The 13473-nt window shown below is 76.0% G+C and carries 15 protein-coding genes; 6 read left to right on the top strand and 9 right to left on the bottom strand.

Annotated elements, in window-relative coordinates:
- Nucleotides 1-19 precede the first annotated feature (19 nt).
- Nucleotides 20-1276 carry an FAD-dependent oxidoreductase gene (locus ACZ63H_RS16065; RefSeq protein WP_469865356.1) on the bottom strand — a complete coding sequence of 419 codons (1257 nt, stop codon included), beginning with the start codon at nt 1274-1276 and terminating at the stop codon, nt 20-22.
- 157 nt (nt 1277-1433) lie between these two features.
- Between ACZ63H_RS16065 and ACZ63H_RS16060 the strand changes: the two genes are divergently transcribed.
- Nucleotides 1434-1925, top strand: a complete 492-nt coding sequence (locus ACZ63H_RS16060) for a DUF1360 domain-containing protein (protein ID WP_469865354.1) — start codon at nt 1434-1436, stop codon at nt 1923-1925.
- Nucleotides 1926-2008: 83 nt separating this feature from the next.
- Here ACZ63H_RS16060 and ACZ63H_RS16055 read toward each other — a convergent pair whose 3' ends face one another.
- Entirely contained in the window at nt 2009-2746 is a 738-nt protein-coding gene (locus tag ACZ63H_RS16055; protein WP_469865352.1) for an MgtC/SapB family protein, read from the bottom strand.
- Nucleotides 2747-2938: 192 nt separating this feature from the next.
- Here ACZ63H_RS16055 and ACZ63H_RS16050 point away from each other — a divergent pair, with 192 nt between their 5' ends.
- The 4 genes from ACZ63H_RS16050 to ACZ63H_RS16035 all read left to right on the top strand — a co-directional run bounded on the left by ACZ63H_RS16050 (nt 2939) and on the right by ACZ63H_RS16035 (nt 6974).
- Nucleotides 2939-3373: a DUF2267 domain-containing protein gene (locus ACZ63H_RS16050; RefSeq protein ID WP_469865350.1), complete on the top strand. Its 435-nt coding sequence runs from the start codon at nt 2939-2941 to the stop codon at nt 3371-3373.
- A gap of 162 nt (nt 3374-3535) precedes the next feature.
- On the top strand, nt 3536-4078 hold the full coding sequence (locus tag ACZ63H_RS16045) for an ANTAR domain-containing protein (RefSeq protein ID WP_469865348.1): 543 nt from the start codon (nt 3536-3538) through the stop codon (nt 4076-4078).
- 234 nt (nt 4079-4312) lie between these two features.
- On the top strand, nt 4313-5485 hold the full coding sequence (locus ACZ63H_RS16040) for an AI-2E family transporter (protein WP_469865347.1): 1173 nt from the start codon (nt 4313-4315) through the stop codon (nt 5483-5485).
- 346 nt (nt 5486-5831) lie between these two features.
- Nucleotides 5832-6974, top strand: coding sequence for an FUSC family protein (locus ACZ63H_RS16035; RefSeq protein ID WP_469865345.1), 1143 nt, complete (start codon nt 5832-5834; stop codon nt 6972-6974).
- Nucleotides 6975-6984: 10 nt separating this feature from the next.
- Here ACZ63H_RS16035 and ACZ63H_RS16030 read toward each other — a convergent pair whose 3' ends face one another.
- The 3 genes from ACZ63H_RS16030 to ACZ63H_RS16020 form a co-directional block, all read right to left on the bottom strand.
- Entirely contained in the window at nt 6985-7485 is a 501-nt protein-coding gene (locus ACZ63H_RS16030; protein ID WP_469865343.1) for a molybdenum cofactor biosysynthesis protein, read from the bottom strand.
- A 9-nt stretch (nt 7486-7494) separates the two neighbouring features.
- A complete protein-coding gene (locus tag ACZ63H_RS16025; RefSeq protein WP_469865341.1) occupies nt 7495-8697 on the bottom strand; it encodes a PP2C family protein-serine/threonine phosphatase in 1203 nt (400 codons plus the stop codon).
- A gap of 170 nt (nt 8698-8867) precedes the next feature.
- Nucleotides 8868-9695, bottom strand: coding sequence for an alpha/beta fold hydrolase (locus tag ACZ63H_RS16020; RefSeq protein ID WP_469865339.1), 828 nt, complete (start codon nt 9693-9695; stop codon nt 8868-8870).
- Nucleotides 9696-9752: 57 nt separating this feature from the next.
- Between ACZ63H_RS16020 and ACZ63H_RS16015 the strand changes: the two genes are divergently transcribed.
- Nucleotides 9753-10235, top strand: a complete 483-nt coding sequence (locus tag ACZ63H_RS16015; protein ID WP_469865337.1) for a MarR family winged helix-turn-helix transcriptional regulator — start codon at nt 9753-9755, stop codon at nt 10233-10235.
- A gap of 10 nt (nt 10236-10245) precedes the next feature.
- Here ACZ63H_RS16015 and ACZ63H_RS16010 read toward each other — a convergent pair whose 3' ends face one another.
- The 4 genes from ACZ63H_RS16010 to ACZ63H_RS15995 all read right to left on the bottom strand — a co-directional run.
- Complete coding sequence (locus ACZ63H_RS16010; protein ID WP_469865335.1) at nt 10246-11085, bottom strand: lysozyme; 840 nt, start codon at nt 11083-11085, stop codon at nt 10246-10248.
- 113 nt (nt 11086-11198) lie between these two features.
- Nucleotides 11199-11852, bottom strand: coding sequence for a maltokinase N-terminal cap-like domain-containing protein (locus ACZ63H_RS16005; protein WP_469865479.1), 654 nt, complete (start codon nt 11850-11852; stop codon nt 11199-11201).
- Between the two features lie 37 nt (nt 11853-11889).
- On the bottom strand, nt 11890-12561 hold the full coding sequence (locus ACZ63H_RS16000; RefSeq protein ID WP_469865333.1) for a spherulation-specific family 4 protein: 672 nt from the start codon (nt 12559-12561) through the stop codon (nt 11890-11892).
- Nucleotides 12558-13473: NAD-dependent epimerase/dehydratase family protein (locus ACZ63H_RS15995; RefSeq protein ID WP_469865331.1), on the bottom strand; the 916-nt coding region annotated here is incomplete at its 5' end. The genes ACZ63H_RS15995 and ACZ63H_RS16000, both read right to left, overlap by 4 nt.

Here is a 13473-nt window from a genome sequence, read left to right as displayed (position 1 = left end):
AGACTGTGTGCGGGAATGGTTAGTTGGGCTGGGACGTGGCCGGCGGGTGGTGGCGCACCGCCTCGGCCGGGGGGCGTTCGCGCCGCGCGCCGTAGGCGATGAAGTACGCGGGCAGGCGGCGCAGCCAGGGCGCGGCGGTGACCAGGGCCGCGGCGCGGCGGGCGCCGCCCAGCGGCGGGCGGCCGCGCAGGACCGGTGCGATGACGCGGGCGTGGGCGGCGCGTTGCAGCGCCTGGGTGGCGAGCGTGGTGGGCCGGCGGCGGCGCTGCACGGCGCGTACGTCGCGCAGCCGCACCCTCCCCCGCCGCAGTGGCCCGGTCAGGTGGCGGGCGGCGGCGACGGCGTCCTGGACGGCGAGGTTGATGCCGATGCCGAAGACCGGGGACATGGCGTGCGCCGCGTCGCCGATGCACAGCAGGCCGGGGCGGTGCCAGCGGCGCAGGCGGTCCAGGTGGACGTCGAGCAGCTTGACGTCGTCCCAGGACCCGAGGGCCCGGGTGCGGTCGGCGAGCCAGGGCGCGGCGGCGGTGCAGTCGGCCCGGAAGCGGTCCAGGCCGGCGGCGCGGCGTTCGGCGTCGGTGCCCTTGGGGATGAGCGCCGCGCACTGCCAGTAGTCGCCGCGGTCGATCATCGCGGTCAGGAAGCCGTCGCCGGCGCCGCCGACGAGGCCGCAGGGGTCGCCGTCCCGCCGGGGCAGCCGGAACCACCAGGCGTCCATCGGGCAGGCGAAGCGGCGCAGCCGCAGCTCGGGCCGGGAGCGGGCCAGGGATCCGCGGCCGTCGCAGGCCACGGTGAGGGTGGCGCGCAGTGCGCCGGCGCGGCCGTCGGCGGTGCGGTAGCGCACCCCGGTGACCCGTCCGGACTCGACGAGGAAGCCGGTCGCCTCGGTGTTCATCCGCAGCTCGAAGGAGGGTTCGCGCCGGGCCTCGTCGGCGAGCAGGTCCAGCAGGTCCCACTGGGGGACCATGGCCACGTAGTCGTAGGGCCCGCGCAGGAGCGAGAGGTCGGCGACCGTGACCGGCGGGCGGCCGGTCCCCGCGGGCAGCCGGACGGTGCGCAGCCGGCGCTGCGGCAGTCGGGCGAAGCGCTCGGAAAGGCCCAGGTCGTCCAGGAGCGCCAGGGTCGACGGGTGGACCGTGTCGCCGCGGAAGTCGCGCAGGAAGTCGTTGTGTTTCTCCAGCACCGTCACCGCGATGCCGGCGCGGGCCAGCAGCAGCCCGAGCACCATGCCCGCGGGGCCGCCGCCGACGACACAGCAGGTGGTCTTGGAGTCCATGGCCGTCCTGCCCTTCTCAGGAGCAGTTATTCATCACTTGATGAATATATACCCGTCCGGGCCCCGGTCACAAGGCCATGTGTCGCCACCGGCCCGGCGGGCACTCGTCCCGCGCCCGGCACGGGCCGCACGACACCGGCGGGATCTGGGAGGCCTCATGACGACGGACGCCGCACGCTACGACGACCGGGACGACTCGCCGCTGGGCGGATACGCCGCCCTGGCCTCCGTGTTCGTGGGCGGCACCACGGCCTTCGCGCTGCTGGCCCGGCGCCGGGGGGTCCGGCTGCCGGAGAACGTGCCGCCCTGGGACGTGCTGCTGATGGGCACGGCCGCGTACAAGGCGTCGCGGCTGGTGACCAAGGACAAGATCACGAGCTTCCTCCGGGCGCCGTTCACCCGCCGCGCGGACCAGGGCGAGGCCAGTGAGGTCATGGACGAGGCGAGGGGCACCGGGCTCCGGCGGGCCGTCGGCGACCTGGTCTCCTGCCCGTTCTGCACCGCGGCCTGGGCCACCGGCGCCCTGGTGTGTGCCTACGCCGCCTCGCCGCGGCTCACCCGGCTGGTCGGCTCCGGCTTCGCCGCGCTGACCGTGGCGGACTGGCTCCAGTACGCCTGGACGGCCACCCAGCGCACGGTCGACGGCTGAGCGGCGCGCGCCACCGCGCGTCCCGGCGCCCGCCCGGGCGGGGTCCGGCGTCCGACGAGGTGGGCCACCCGGGCGTCCGCCGGTCACTCCTCCTGTGTCGCGGCGGACAGCTCCACGTCCAGCACACCGTCGTCGAGGAACAGCTCCGACGCCAGCCCGGAGGGGTCCCCGGTGCCCTCCAGCCGCAGCAGCACCCGCGCGGCGTCGTCGGCGCGGCCGGGCAGCCGTTCCACCTTGACCTGCGCGATGCGGAAGCCGCGCCGGGTGCAGGTCTGCAGCAGGCGGGGCAGCAGCGCCGTGCCGGTCCGGTAGGTCAGGCGCGCCTCGAACGCGGCGGCGGCCGTGCCGGGGACCAGGCGGGACGCCAGCAGCGGGTAGCCCCGGACCACCAGGAAGTGCAGGGCCGTCACCGCCAGCGCCAGCACGGGCAGCCCGCCGCCGCAGGCCATGCCGACCGCGCAGGTCAGCCAGATGGTGGCGGCCGTGGTCAGGCCCCGTACGCTGTCCCGTCGTACGAAGATCAGCCCGCCGCCGATGAAGCCGATCCCGGAGACCACCTGGGCCGCGACCCGCGAGGGGTCGAAGGACACGCTCTGCAGGCCGAGCACCGCGGTGAAGCCGTGCTGGGAGACCTCCATCATCAGGGCGCTGGCGATGCCGACCAGGGTGTGGGTGCGCAGCCCCGCGCTCTTCTGCTGGGCCTCGCGCTCCCAGCCGATCAGGCTCGACAGCAGCAGGGCCAGCCCCAGCTCGGCCAGTTGCCGCGGCCCCTGTCCGGTGCGCAGGTCCCACAACGGCGCCACCAGCCCCGCACCTGACATACGCACCTCCTCGTCCACGCCTGCCCCGCCGTCGTCCCGCTGCCGACACGTACCCCGCGGCACGGGGGCTGCGCAACCGGGACCGGGCCCCGCGGCCGGTGATCCGGGCCCGGCGCGGGGTACCCGGCACCTGGCGCCGCGCCCGCGCGGACGGGCGCACGGCGAGCGCGTCGGGCGGAAGGGACCGGTCTCATGCGGCACGACGAGATGATCGGCAAGGTGCAGGCGCTGGCCCAGTTGCCGGACCGGGGTACGGCCGAGCGGGCCGCGCACGCGGTCGTCGGCACGCTGGCGGAACGGCTGCCGTCCGGGCTCGCCCGGCACGTGGCCGCCCAGTTGCCGCCGGACCTGGCGGCCGAGATGCGGGAGGCGGCCGACGCCTCGGCCGGACGGGACTCCGGCACCGCGGGCGAGCGGTTCGGGCTGACCACCTTCACCGGACGGGTCGCGGTCCGGGCCGGCACCGACGAGGACCGGGCATTGCGGGACGCCGCCGCGGTGCTGGAGGTGCTGGACGCCGCGCTCGCCCCGGAACTGACCGAGCGGATGGCGCACGCCCTCCCGGCGGACATCAGGGAACTGCTGCCGGTGGGCCGCGCGACCCAGGACCCGGGCCGGTTCGCCTGACGGACGAAGGACGGTCCGGCCGGCCCCGGCCCACCCCACCAGGGCGCACCCCGTGGGGGTGGCCCCGCGCGCCGGCGGCCCGCGAGGCCGATTCGATTCGTGTGCACGCGCCCGCCGGGGGCAGGCGTAGGCCGTGACGCCCCCCACTCGAAAAGGTGCACCATGGCCTTCTTCGCCCTCTCCCGCTTCCAGCCGCTGGCCCTGCTCTCGGCGACCGACCTGGCATCGGAGCACGACCGGCTGCTGGAGGAGAACCAGCACCTGCGGCGCGCCGTGACCTCCCACGCGGTGATCGACCAGGCCATCGGCGCGGTCGTGGTCCTCGGCCGGATCGCCCCGGAGGAGGCCTGGCGGGCGCTGCGGGACGTGTCCCAGCGCACGAACGTCAAGCTGCGTACGGTCGCCGAGCACGTGCTCGGCTATGCCCAGGGCGGAGCCCTTCCCGAACCGGAGCGGATCGAACTGGGGAAGGCGATCGTCCGCTACCGCCGCGGCGAGCGGCCCGCGCCGCCCGGTGACGGCGTGCCCGCGCCCGCCGGCGCCGCCGCAGGCGGTGCGAGCGGGGACGCGGGACGTGCCGCCGCGGCCCCCAGCGGTGCCGGGAGTGCCGCGCCCCCGAGGGCCGCAGCACCCACCGGTCCTCGACCCGGTCCAGCCCGAACAGCATCAGGCCCAGAACGGGGAACAGCAGAACCGACACGGTGATCACCGGGGGTTCTCCCTCCCTGCCGACGTCCCCCGTCGGGTGCCCTGATCCCCGCCCGGCCCCTCCGCGCCGGCTGTGAAGGTCCTGTGCCCGCGCGCTCCCGGGCCGGGCCGGCCGCTCGCCCGGGCGCGGGGGTACGGCCACCCGCGCGCCCGGCGAGCCGGGAGTGCCCGGTGTGCTTACCGTGCTGTCCAGGTGACCTGCCGTCAGGCGGGGAGGAGGCGGCTGCGGTGGTGGGCGATGCGCACCGGCACAAGGGCGGACGGCCCGGCCGGACCCGGCGCGCGGTGCCGGGCGGCCGGCCGGCGTACGCGGTGCGGCCGCCCGCCCCGCGCCGGGAGCCCTGGGCGGGGGCGGGGTGGGCGGCGGAGCGGACGGTGCCCTGGCTGCGGGTGGCCGCGTCCTACGCGTGGCGGCTGATCCTCGTCGGGATCGCCGTCTACGGCGTGTTCAGCGTCCTCGGCAGCTTCCAGCTGATCGCCGTCGCGCTCTTCGTCGCGCTGGTCGTGACGTCCGTGCTGCGCCCGGTGACCGATCTGCTCGCCCGGTTCCTGCCCCGGCCGCTGTGCGTGGCCGTGGCGCTGGTGGGGAGTCTGGTGCTGCTGCTGGGTCTGCTGGCGCTGGTGGGCAGCGCGGTGGCGGAGGAGTCGGGCCGGCTGGCGGGCGAGTTCCGCGGCGGGGTGAACCGCATCGAGGAGTGGCTGCGACGGCCGCCGTTCCGGCTCGGGCCCGGCGCGCTGTCCCGGCTCCAGCAGCAGGTCGCGGGCTATGTGGCCACACACCGGTCGGCTCTGCTCAGCAGCGCGTTGGGCGAGCTGGGGCGGGTGGTGGAACTGGTCACCGGGGCCGCGCTGGCGCTGTTCGCGTCGGTGTTCTTCCTGCACTCCGGGGAGCGTCTGTGGGCCTGGGCGCGGGACCGGCTGCTGCCGAGCGGTGCGCGTGCGGGGTGGGACCGGGCGGGCCGGGCGGCCTGGCGGAGCTTCGCCGGGTACACGCGCGGCATCATCATCGTGGCCGCCACCAACGCCGTGCTGGTGGGCGTGGTGCTGGTGCTGCTGCGTGTCCCGTTGGCGCTGCCGCTGACGCTGCTGGAGTTCTTCGCCGCGTTCGTGCCGCTGGTGGGCTCTCCGGTGGCGCTCGGGGTGGCGACGGTGGTCGCGCTGGCCGGTCGGGGGCCGCTGACGGCGGCCGGGGTGCTGGTGCTGATCGTGGTGATCGGCCAGTTGGAGGGGCACGTGCTGCATCCGCTGGTGATGAGCTGGGCGGTGCGGCTGCATCCGCTGGTCGTGGCCGTGTCGGTCATCGCGGGCAGCATCGTGGCGGGGGTGATCGGCGCGGTGGTGGCGGTGCCGCTGGTGTCGGTGGTGTGGGCGGTGCTGAAAGCGCTGCGGGCGGTGCCGCCGTGACCCGCGGCCCGATGCGAACAAGGGATCAGTTGTTCCCTGGAACAGGTGATCGTCGCTCGTGCGACCACCGGGACCGGCGGGCCGGGACGACACTCGTGGTGTGTGAACGGGCGGGCTGCAGACCGGAGTTCACACACATGTCCCACTCGGATACACCGCAAGGAGCAGCACGACATGAACGTTCTCACCGACATCCTCGCCGGCCTCGCCCACTTCCTCGGGTGGCTGATCTGACGCCGCGAGGCGTGTGAGGAGGGCGGCGCCGTCTCCCCTGTCCCAGGGAGGCGGCGCCGCCGTCGTGCGCGCCGGCGCATGAAGCCGCCCCGAAGGTGGCACCCGGGCCCGTGTGCGTGGGATACGAGTGATCTGGCAGGCCCTGGGGCGCGATGTGTCGGCCGCCGCGGGCGCGGCACGGCGGGCCTGGGCGGGGCCAGGCCGGGAGCGGGACCTGGCGGTGCAGGCGCTGAAGGCCGCGCTGGCCGCCTGGGTGGCCTGGGCGGTGGCGGGCTGGTGGCTGAAGGCGCCCGTGGCGTTCGTCGCGCCGTGGGTCGCGGTGCTGCTGGTGGAGTCGACCGTGTACCGGTCGATCGCGCACGGGCTGCAGCAGCTCGCGGCGATCGCCGTCGGCACGGTGGCGGCCACGGCGCTCGGACTGCTGCTGCCCAGCCCGGTGGCCGCGATGGCGGTGGTGCTGCCCCTGGCGATGCTGCTGGGCCACTGGCGGCGGCTGGGCAGCCAGGGTGTCTGCGCGGCCACCGGCGCCCTGTTCGTCCTGACGGGCGGGCCGGTCGCCGTCACCACCTCCGCGGCGCGGCTCGCCGAGGCCACGTTCGGCGCGGTGGTCGGGATCGCGGTCAACGCGCTCGTCCGGCCGCCGTTGTACCTGCGCGACACCGAGGCGGCGCTCGGGGAGGCGGTGGCGGAGACGGACGGCATCCTGCGGGACGTCGCGGACGGACTGGCCGCGGACCGCTGGGACGCGGCGGAGGCCGGCGCCTGGCACGACCGCGCCCTGCGGCTGCCGCGGCTGGTGGAGCAGGCCCGCTCGGCGGTGGAGTGGAGCCGGGAGAGCCTGCGCGCGAACCCGCGCCGCCGCACCGGTGCCGCGGCGCCCGGCGAAGGGTGCGAGGACGCGCTGATGGTCCTGGACTACGCGGCCGTGTACACCGCGGAGGTGACCCGCACGGTGCAGGAGGCCGCCGCCGAGGACCGCTCGGCGCCCCGCCCGCACCCCGCGCTCGCCCGGCGGTACGCGCAGTTCCTGTGCCGGACCGCCCACGCGCTGCGGCTCTACGGCCACAGCCGGTTCGGCGACGGCCGGGAGGACGAGCTGCGCGAGGCCGTGGCGGACCTGCGCGGCACGCTCGCCGTGCTGCGCCGGGACCTGGCCCGCGCCACGACGGACGACCCCGACGAGGTCGCCACCTACGGCGCCCTGCTCGCCCAGGCCCACCGCCTGACCGACCAGCTGCTCGCCTCGGGGACCTGAGGCCCCGTCGTCAGGCGCCGCCCGCGGGGTGGCGTACCCCGAACTCGGCGGGGCCCACGGCGAGGACGCCGTCGGTCAGCGGCCGGCAGCGCACTCCCCCGCCGCCGCGCAGGGCGCGCTGGGCGCCGGGTCCGAGGGTGGTGTCCATCCAGGCGCACGGCCGGGCGGCGCGGCGGACCTCCAGTTCCACCGGGCCGAGCCCGCAGTCCAGGACGACCGTCGCGCCGATGAGGGCGTCGATGTCGACCCCGCCGAGCAGCACGTTGCGCCGGGTCAGGAGGAGGTCGGCCGGGTAGCGCGGCGGCAGCCGCTCGGCGGCCATCAGGGTGAGGGAGGCGTCGCGGTGGGCGGGCCGGTTGAAGTACCGGTCGCCGACGATGCCGAGGCCGGCGCGCACCTCGGCCCGGGTCACCCGTTCCCCGGGCGGCAGCTCGGGCAGGCCGTCGCCCGGCCGGCCGGCGAGCCGGTGCACCGGGGAGACCAGCAGCTGGAGTATCTCGACGTGCGGCACGCGCCGAGCCTAACCGGTGGGGCCGGAGCCCGGCGACGGCGAGCCCGGCTCCCACTCCACCATCACGATCGTGGCGTCGTCCCGGAGCCGGCTGTCCTGGGAGTCCAGCAGCGAGTGGATCAGGCGCCTGAGCGTCTCGGGCGCGATCTCGCCGGTGGCGCTGGCCCGGATGACGTAGTCCGCGAACCGCTCCAGGCCGAGGAGCCGGCCGTCGGCCGTCCGCGCCTCGGTGACGCCGTCGGTGTACAGCAGCACGCGGTCCCCGGGCTGGAGCTGGGCCGTGTGCACCTGGCGGTCCCGTGTGGACAGCAGGGACCGCAGGCCCATGGGCGGGTCGGCCTCGCGGGACAGCGCGTCGGCGATCAGCCGCTGGCCGCGGATCAGCAGCGGCGCGGGATGGCCGCAGTTGAACCACTCCAGCCTGCCGGTGCAGAAGTCGAGCCGGGCGAGGATCCCGGTGCAGAACTGGTCCGGCAGCCACTGGGTGAGCGCCTCGTCCACGCTGTCCACCAGGGTGCGCAGGTCGGCGTCGTTGCGCCGGGCGTTGCGGCAGGCGGCCAGGGCGACCGCGCTGGTCAGCCCGGAGAGCAGGTTGTGCCCCATGGCGTCCAGGACGACGGCGTGCAGGGTTTCGGTGGTCAGCGCGTGGTCGAAGGCGTCGCCGCCGAGGTCGTAGGCGGGTTCGAGGACGGCCGTGGAGACGACGTGGGGGTTGCCGATGGTGCGCGGCGGCAGGAAGGCCCGCAGCATCTCGGCGGGCAGGTGCATCTCCCGGGTGCGCGTGCGCCGTACGAAGGTCTCCTTGTACGCCCGTTTCGAGGAGGTCATCATCGCGAGCAGCGCGGCCATCGCCCGGCCCTGGCGCAGGACGGTCGCGGTGAGCGTCCGGGTGTGGACGGCGAGGACGCCGAGCCGTTCGGCTCCGTCGAGGAGCGGGAACCAGGCGGTGATCCCGTCCCGTTCGGACTCCTCGACGCGCAGCGACTGGGTGCGGTAGCACCAGCCGGCGAGCGAGGCGTCGATGGGCAGGGCCGCGGTGACGTCGGTGAGCGGCACGAGGTACCGCTGCTGGATGTCGGCGAGGTAGATCACGGCGTGCCCGAGGCCCAGCGCCCTGGCACAGCGGGCGACGGCGGTCGCCATGTCCAGGGTGCAGGTGGCGGGGTCGGCGAGGAAGCCCTCCAGCGGCGCCCCGCCCGGTTCTGCGGTCACCTCTGCATCACCACCCGGCACCGGTCGTCTTCCCAGCAGTCTCGCCTCGGGTCACGCTCCCCGCAGTGCCGGTACGCCCGCCCGGGTCAGGCCGCCCGGCCACCGGGTACCCCCCGCGGGAGACCGGGCACACCCGCCCGGCCCCCGGTCCGCTCCCCCGCCGGCGCGGGTTAGGGCAGGCTCTCCAGGAAGGCGGCCAGTTCGGCGTTGAAGGCGTCCGGGTTCTCCATGTTCGGGTAGTGGGCCGCGTCCGGGACGGTGACGCTGCGGCCGTCCCGGACGAGGCCCGCGAGCCGGGCGGTCATGGCGCGGTGGTCCGGCGAGTCCAGGGCGCCGTTGATGGTGATCACCGGCACCTCGATCTCCGGGGCGCGCTCCCAGGTGCGGGTGACGGGGATCCTGTGGTCGGGCTCGCCGGGCGTGTGCTTGCGCAGCGTGGCCAGCCCCATCTCCCGCACCAGGCGCACCACGCCGGGGTCGACCTCGGACAGGTCCCGGTCCGGGCCCGCCGCCCACAGCGCGAACGCGTCGGCCCAGCCCTCCAGGTCGCCCGCGGCCAGGCTCGCCTCCTGGCCGGCGATGACCTCGAGCACCCACGGGTGCTCGAAGACGGGCTCGCTGGTGCCCACCCCGCTGACGGCGACCGCGCGGACCAGTCCGGGGTGCTCCAGCGCGCAGTCGGTGGCGATGCCCCCGCCCATCGACAGCCCGACGAGGACGGCGGGGGCGGCGTCGAGCCCCCGGAGCAGCGCGGCGAGGTCGTCGGCCTGGCGGAACGGGCGGGTGGCGTTGTCGGAGGCGCCGTGGCCGCGGGCGTCCCAGGCGATGACGCGGTGGGTCGGCGCGAAGGCCCGGATCTGCGCCTCCCACATGCGGTGGTCGGTGAAGCCGCCGTGCAGCAGGACGAGGGGCGTTCCGGAGCCGGCCTCGCGGTAGGCGAGACGGCCGTCGGAGGTCGGCAGGAAGCGGACGGGAAGGGATGCCAGATCGACAGTCATGACAACCAAGGTGTCATTCCTCGCGCGAGTTGGCAACCAAGGTGTCATCCTGGAGGCATGAACGACCCCCGCACCGCTCCCGTCCGTCCCTCCCCGGACGCCCTGGCCGAACGCCTCACCGAGGTCTTCGACCTGGTCGGCCCGCTCTACCGGCGGGTGCACCGCAAGGTGGAACAGGCGGCGCCGGCCGAGGGCCTCTCGGTCGGCGTCCGCGCCGTGCTCGATCTGCTGCGCGCCCGGGGCCCGATGACGGTGCCGCAGATGGGCCGGGCCCAGGCGCTCAGCCGGCAGTTCGTGCAGCGCATGGTGAACGACGCGGCCCGGCAGGAGCTGGTGGAGAGCGTGCCCAACCCCGCGCACCGCCGGTCGTCGCTGATCCGGCTCACCGAGCGGGGCCGGGACGCGATCGGCGCGGTACGGGCCCGCGAGCACGAGCTGCTGCGCCGCGTCGACGGCGACCTGACCATGGCCGACGTCGACGCCTGCCTGCGGGTGCTCGGCGCGGTGCACGCCCTGTTCGACGACGTGGACGTGGACTGAGCCCGGGCGGTCAGCCGGTGGCGAACTCCCGCAGCCTGTCCTGGGAGCCGTTGAAGCGGTCGTGGTCGCCGACCGCCGGGCCCGAGGAGGTGTACTGCCACATGGTGTACGACGACCAGCCGGCCGGCAGCGTCCCCACCGTCGCGGCGTAGCGCGCGACCCACAGCGGGTTGACCGGTCCGAAACCGGCGTAGCCGCCGGTGCACTCCGACCACCAGCTGGTGGCGGTGTAGACGACCGCCGCCCGGCCGGTGCGGGACTTGTAGCGGTCCAGGAAGTCGCGGATCCAGGCGACCATGGCGCTCGCCGACTTGCCGTAGCAGGCGTCGCCGTACGGGTTCCACTCGATGTCGAGGACGCCCGGGAGGGTCTTGCCGTCGGCCGACCAGCCGCCGCCGTGCGCGAGGAAGTAGTCGGCCTGGGCGGCGCCGCCGGCCGTGTCCGGGGTGGCGAAGTGGTAGGCGCCGCGGACCATGCCGACGTCGAAGGAGCCGTCGTACTGCTGCGTGAAGTAGGGGTTGGTGTAGTACGTCCCCTCGGTGGCCTTGGTGTACGCCCACCGGACGCCGCTGTCCCACAGCGACCGCCAGTCGACGTCGCCCTGGTGGCTGGAGACGTCCACGCCCTCGGTCTGGGTGGCGCGGGAGGCCGGGGGCGGGGTGCCGGAGGCGCCGTCGTGGGCGAGGACGCCGATGCCCATGTAGGCGTTGCCGCGGGTGAGCGGCTGCCCGGTCGGGTCGGGCTCCGCCGACGCGGCCGGGGAGGCGGGAAGGAGCAGGACAAGGGCGGTCAGTACGCCGGTGAGGCACCGGCGGGACCGCCCGCGAGGACGGGATATGGGGCTTCGCACGAGTCCATCTGACCCGGGGCCGGCGCGCGCCGCACCCCGGGATGGGCCCAACGAAGCCGTCCGCGGCCGGTGTGTAGCCCGTGCGGGTGGCCGTCGTCGCCCCGGCGCGGGGGTCAGGCCGCGCGGAGCGTCATGAACACGGCGCGCAGCCGGCCCTCGTCCGGGCCCGGCCAGCCGGAGGCGACGTGGCCGAGGACGTCCGGCCGCGGCAGCGGCTGCTCCCCGGTGACGGGTTCGAGGACGCGGTGGACGTGGAGGACCGTGCCGCCCGGCAGGGGCAGGTGCGTGCCGTCGGCGTCGTCGGCCGGCTCGGGCGTGGCCCCGTCCAGGCTCGGCGGGGCGACGGCGCAGGAGCGGCCGACCTCGTGGTCGGGGGTGTCGGTGACGCTCTGGGCCATCGCCTGGGCCCGGCCCCCGATCAGCTCCAGCACCTGGCCCACCAGCACCGGGTCGTGGCAGCCGTCGTAGACCCAGCGCGTGCCCAGCACCCCGTGCTCCATGGTGCCGACGAGGGCGTGCCCGGCGCCCTCCAGCGGCGCCCCCCGGTAGGTGAGCGGCGTCAGGTACGCCGTCCGCCCGGGGCTCGCGGTGTCGGTGACCACGATGAACTCGATGCCGACCTCGCCCTCGGGGTCGTCCAGGCGGAAACCGCCCGCCTTCTCCAGCACCGGGACGGGACCGCCGCGGTACCACGGGCGCCCGGGCAGCCAGTCGGTGAGCAGTTCGGTCTTGGACGGCTTGATGGTGGTGTGGTGGATGACGGCCATGCCGGTCGCTGCCTCCCGTGCGCGGATGCTGGTCTGCTCAGCCTTGCACACCGTTCCCGCCGGTCAGCGCCGGGGTCAACCCGGCCCAGGGGTTGGGCGGTTCGCCGGTCACCGGGCCGCACACCGCCGCGCCCCGCTCGTGCGCGGTGCGGACCGCGAGCGGGACGAGGGTCTCGGGCACGCCGTAGACCAGGTGGCACAGCCGCTCGGACGGGTGCCGGGCGGTCCAGGCCGGCCGGGTGAACGACGACACATAGGTGCTCCAGTGCCCCTCGAAGGTGACGGTGAGGTCGGCGAGGCGGACGTAGCCGGGGGCCGGATGCACGCCCGGGTTGAGCACGACGGTCCCGGTGCCCGACCGCCGCAGCTCCCGCACCAGCCGGCGGCAGGCGGGCACGCCGTCGGGGCCGGCGGTCACCCGGTCCAGGAAGCAGCCGTCGGCCGCGTACCACTCCCGGTGCCGGCGCGCCTCCTCGGCGAGGTCGGCCCGGTCCCGGACGCCGTAGTCGGTGTCGACGTAGCCCAGCAGGCGGGCCCCGGCCGCGCGCAGCGCCCGGGCGGCCGCCGTGAACGCGGGGTCGGGGGCGGTGCCGGGGCCGCTCGCCGGGTTGAGGACGACCGCGTAGGTGCGGTCCGCCGCCGCGATCAGCCGGTGCCAGGCGCCCGGGTCGTCGGCCGGGTGCACGTACAGCGGCACCAGCAGGCTCACGGCACCGGCTCCCAGGTGGCCGCCCACAGCGCGGCGAGGGCGTCGTCCAGGCTGTGCTCCGGCCGCCAGCCGAGGGCCCGGGCGGCGGCGGTGATGTCCGAGCACTGCCAGGACACCCGCGCCGAGCGCGCCGAGCCGCCCGTGCCCTCCTCCAGCCGGCCCCGGAACCCCGCGTGCCGGGCCAGGCCGTGCGCCAGCTCCCGTACCGGTACGGCCCTGCCGCCGCCGATGTTGAGCACCCGGGGCAGCGGGGCGGGGGCCGTGACGGCGCGCTCGACCGCCCGGGCCACGTCGCGTACGTCGACGAAGTCGCGGTGGGCGGAGAGGTCCCCGAGGCGCAGTACGGCCTGCGGGTCCCGGCCGGCCGGGCGGAGCAGGTCGGCCAGCCGGCCGGGCAGGCTCGCGGGGGGCGCTCCCGGGCCGACGGGGTTGCCGATCCGCAGCACCACCGCGTCCAGGGCGGCGGAGGTCACCGCGAGGGTGCCCGCCAGCTTGGTCGCGCCGTACGGGGTGACCGGGCGGGCGGGGGACGACTCGGCGGCCTTCTCGCCCGGGGTGCCCGGCCCGTACTCGGCGGCCGAGCCCAGGTGCACCAGCCGGGCCGTGGGGGCCGCCGCGCACAGGGCCGCGCAGAGCACGGCGGGACCGCGGGCGTTGACCTCGGCCAGCGTCACGGGATCGCCGCCGGTGGCGCCCGCGCAGTTGACCACGGCGTCGGGGGCCGCCGCCGCCAGGGTCTCGGCGAGCCGTTCCGGCCGGTCCCGGGCGAGATCGGCGGCGAGAGCGGCGCCGGCCGAGCGGCCGGCGGCGAGGACCTGGCGCTCCCCCCCAGAGGCACACCCCCTTTTCCCCCTGCCGACCCCGGCCCCCTGTCCCCCAAAAAAAAAGGCCGGCCCGCTGTCCCCCCAACCC

The sequence above is a fragment of the Streptomyces sp. NPDC104831 genome, from assembly GCF_055583025.1.
Note: the sequence above shows the minus strand (reverse complement) of the source record. Positions and strands in the feature narration are given on the sequence as shown.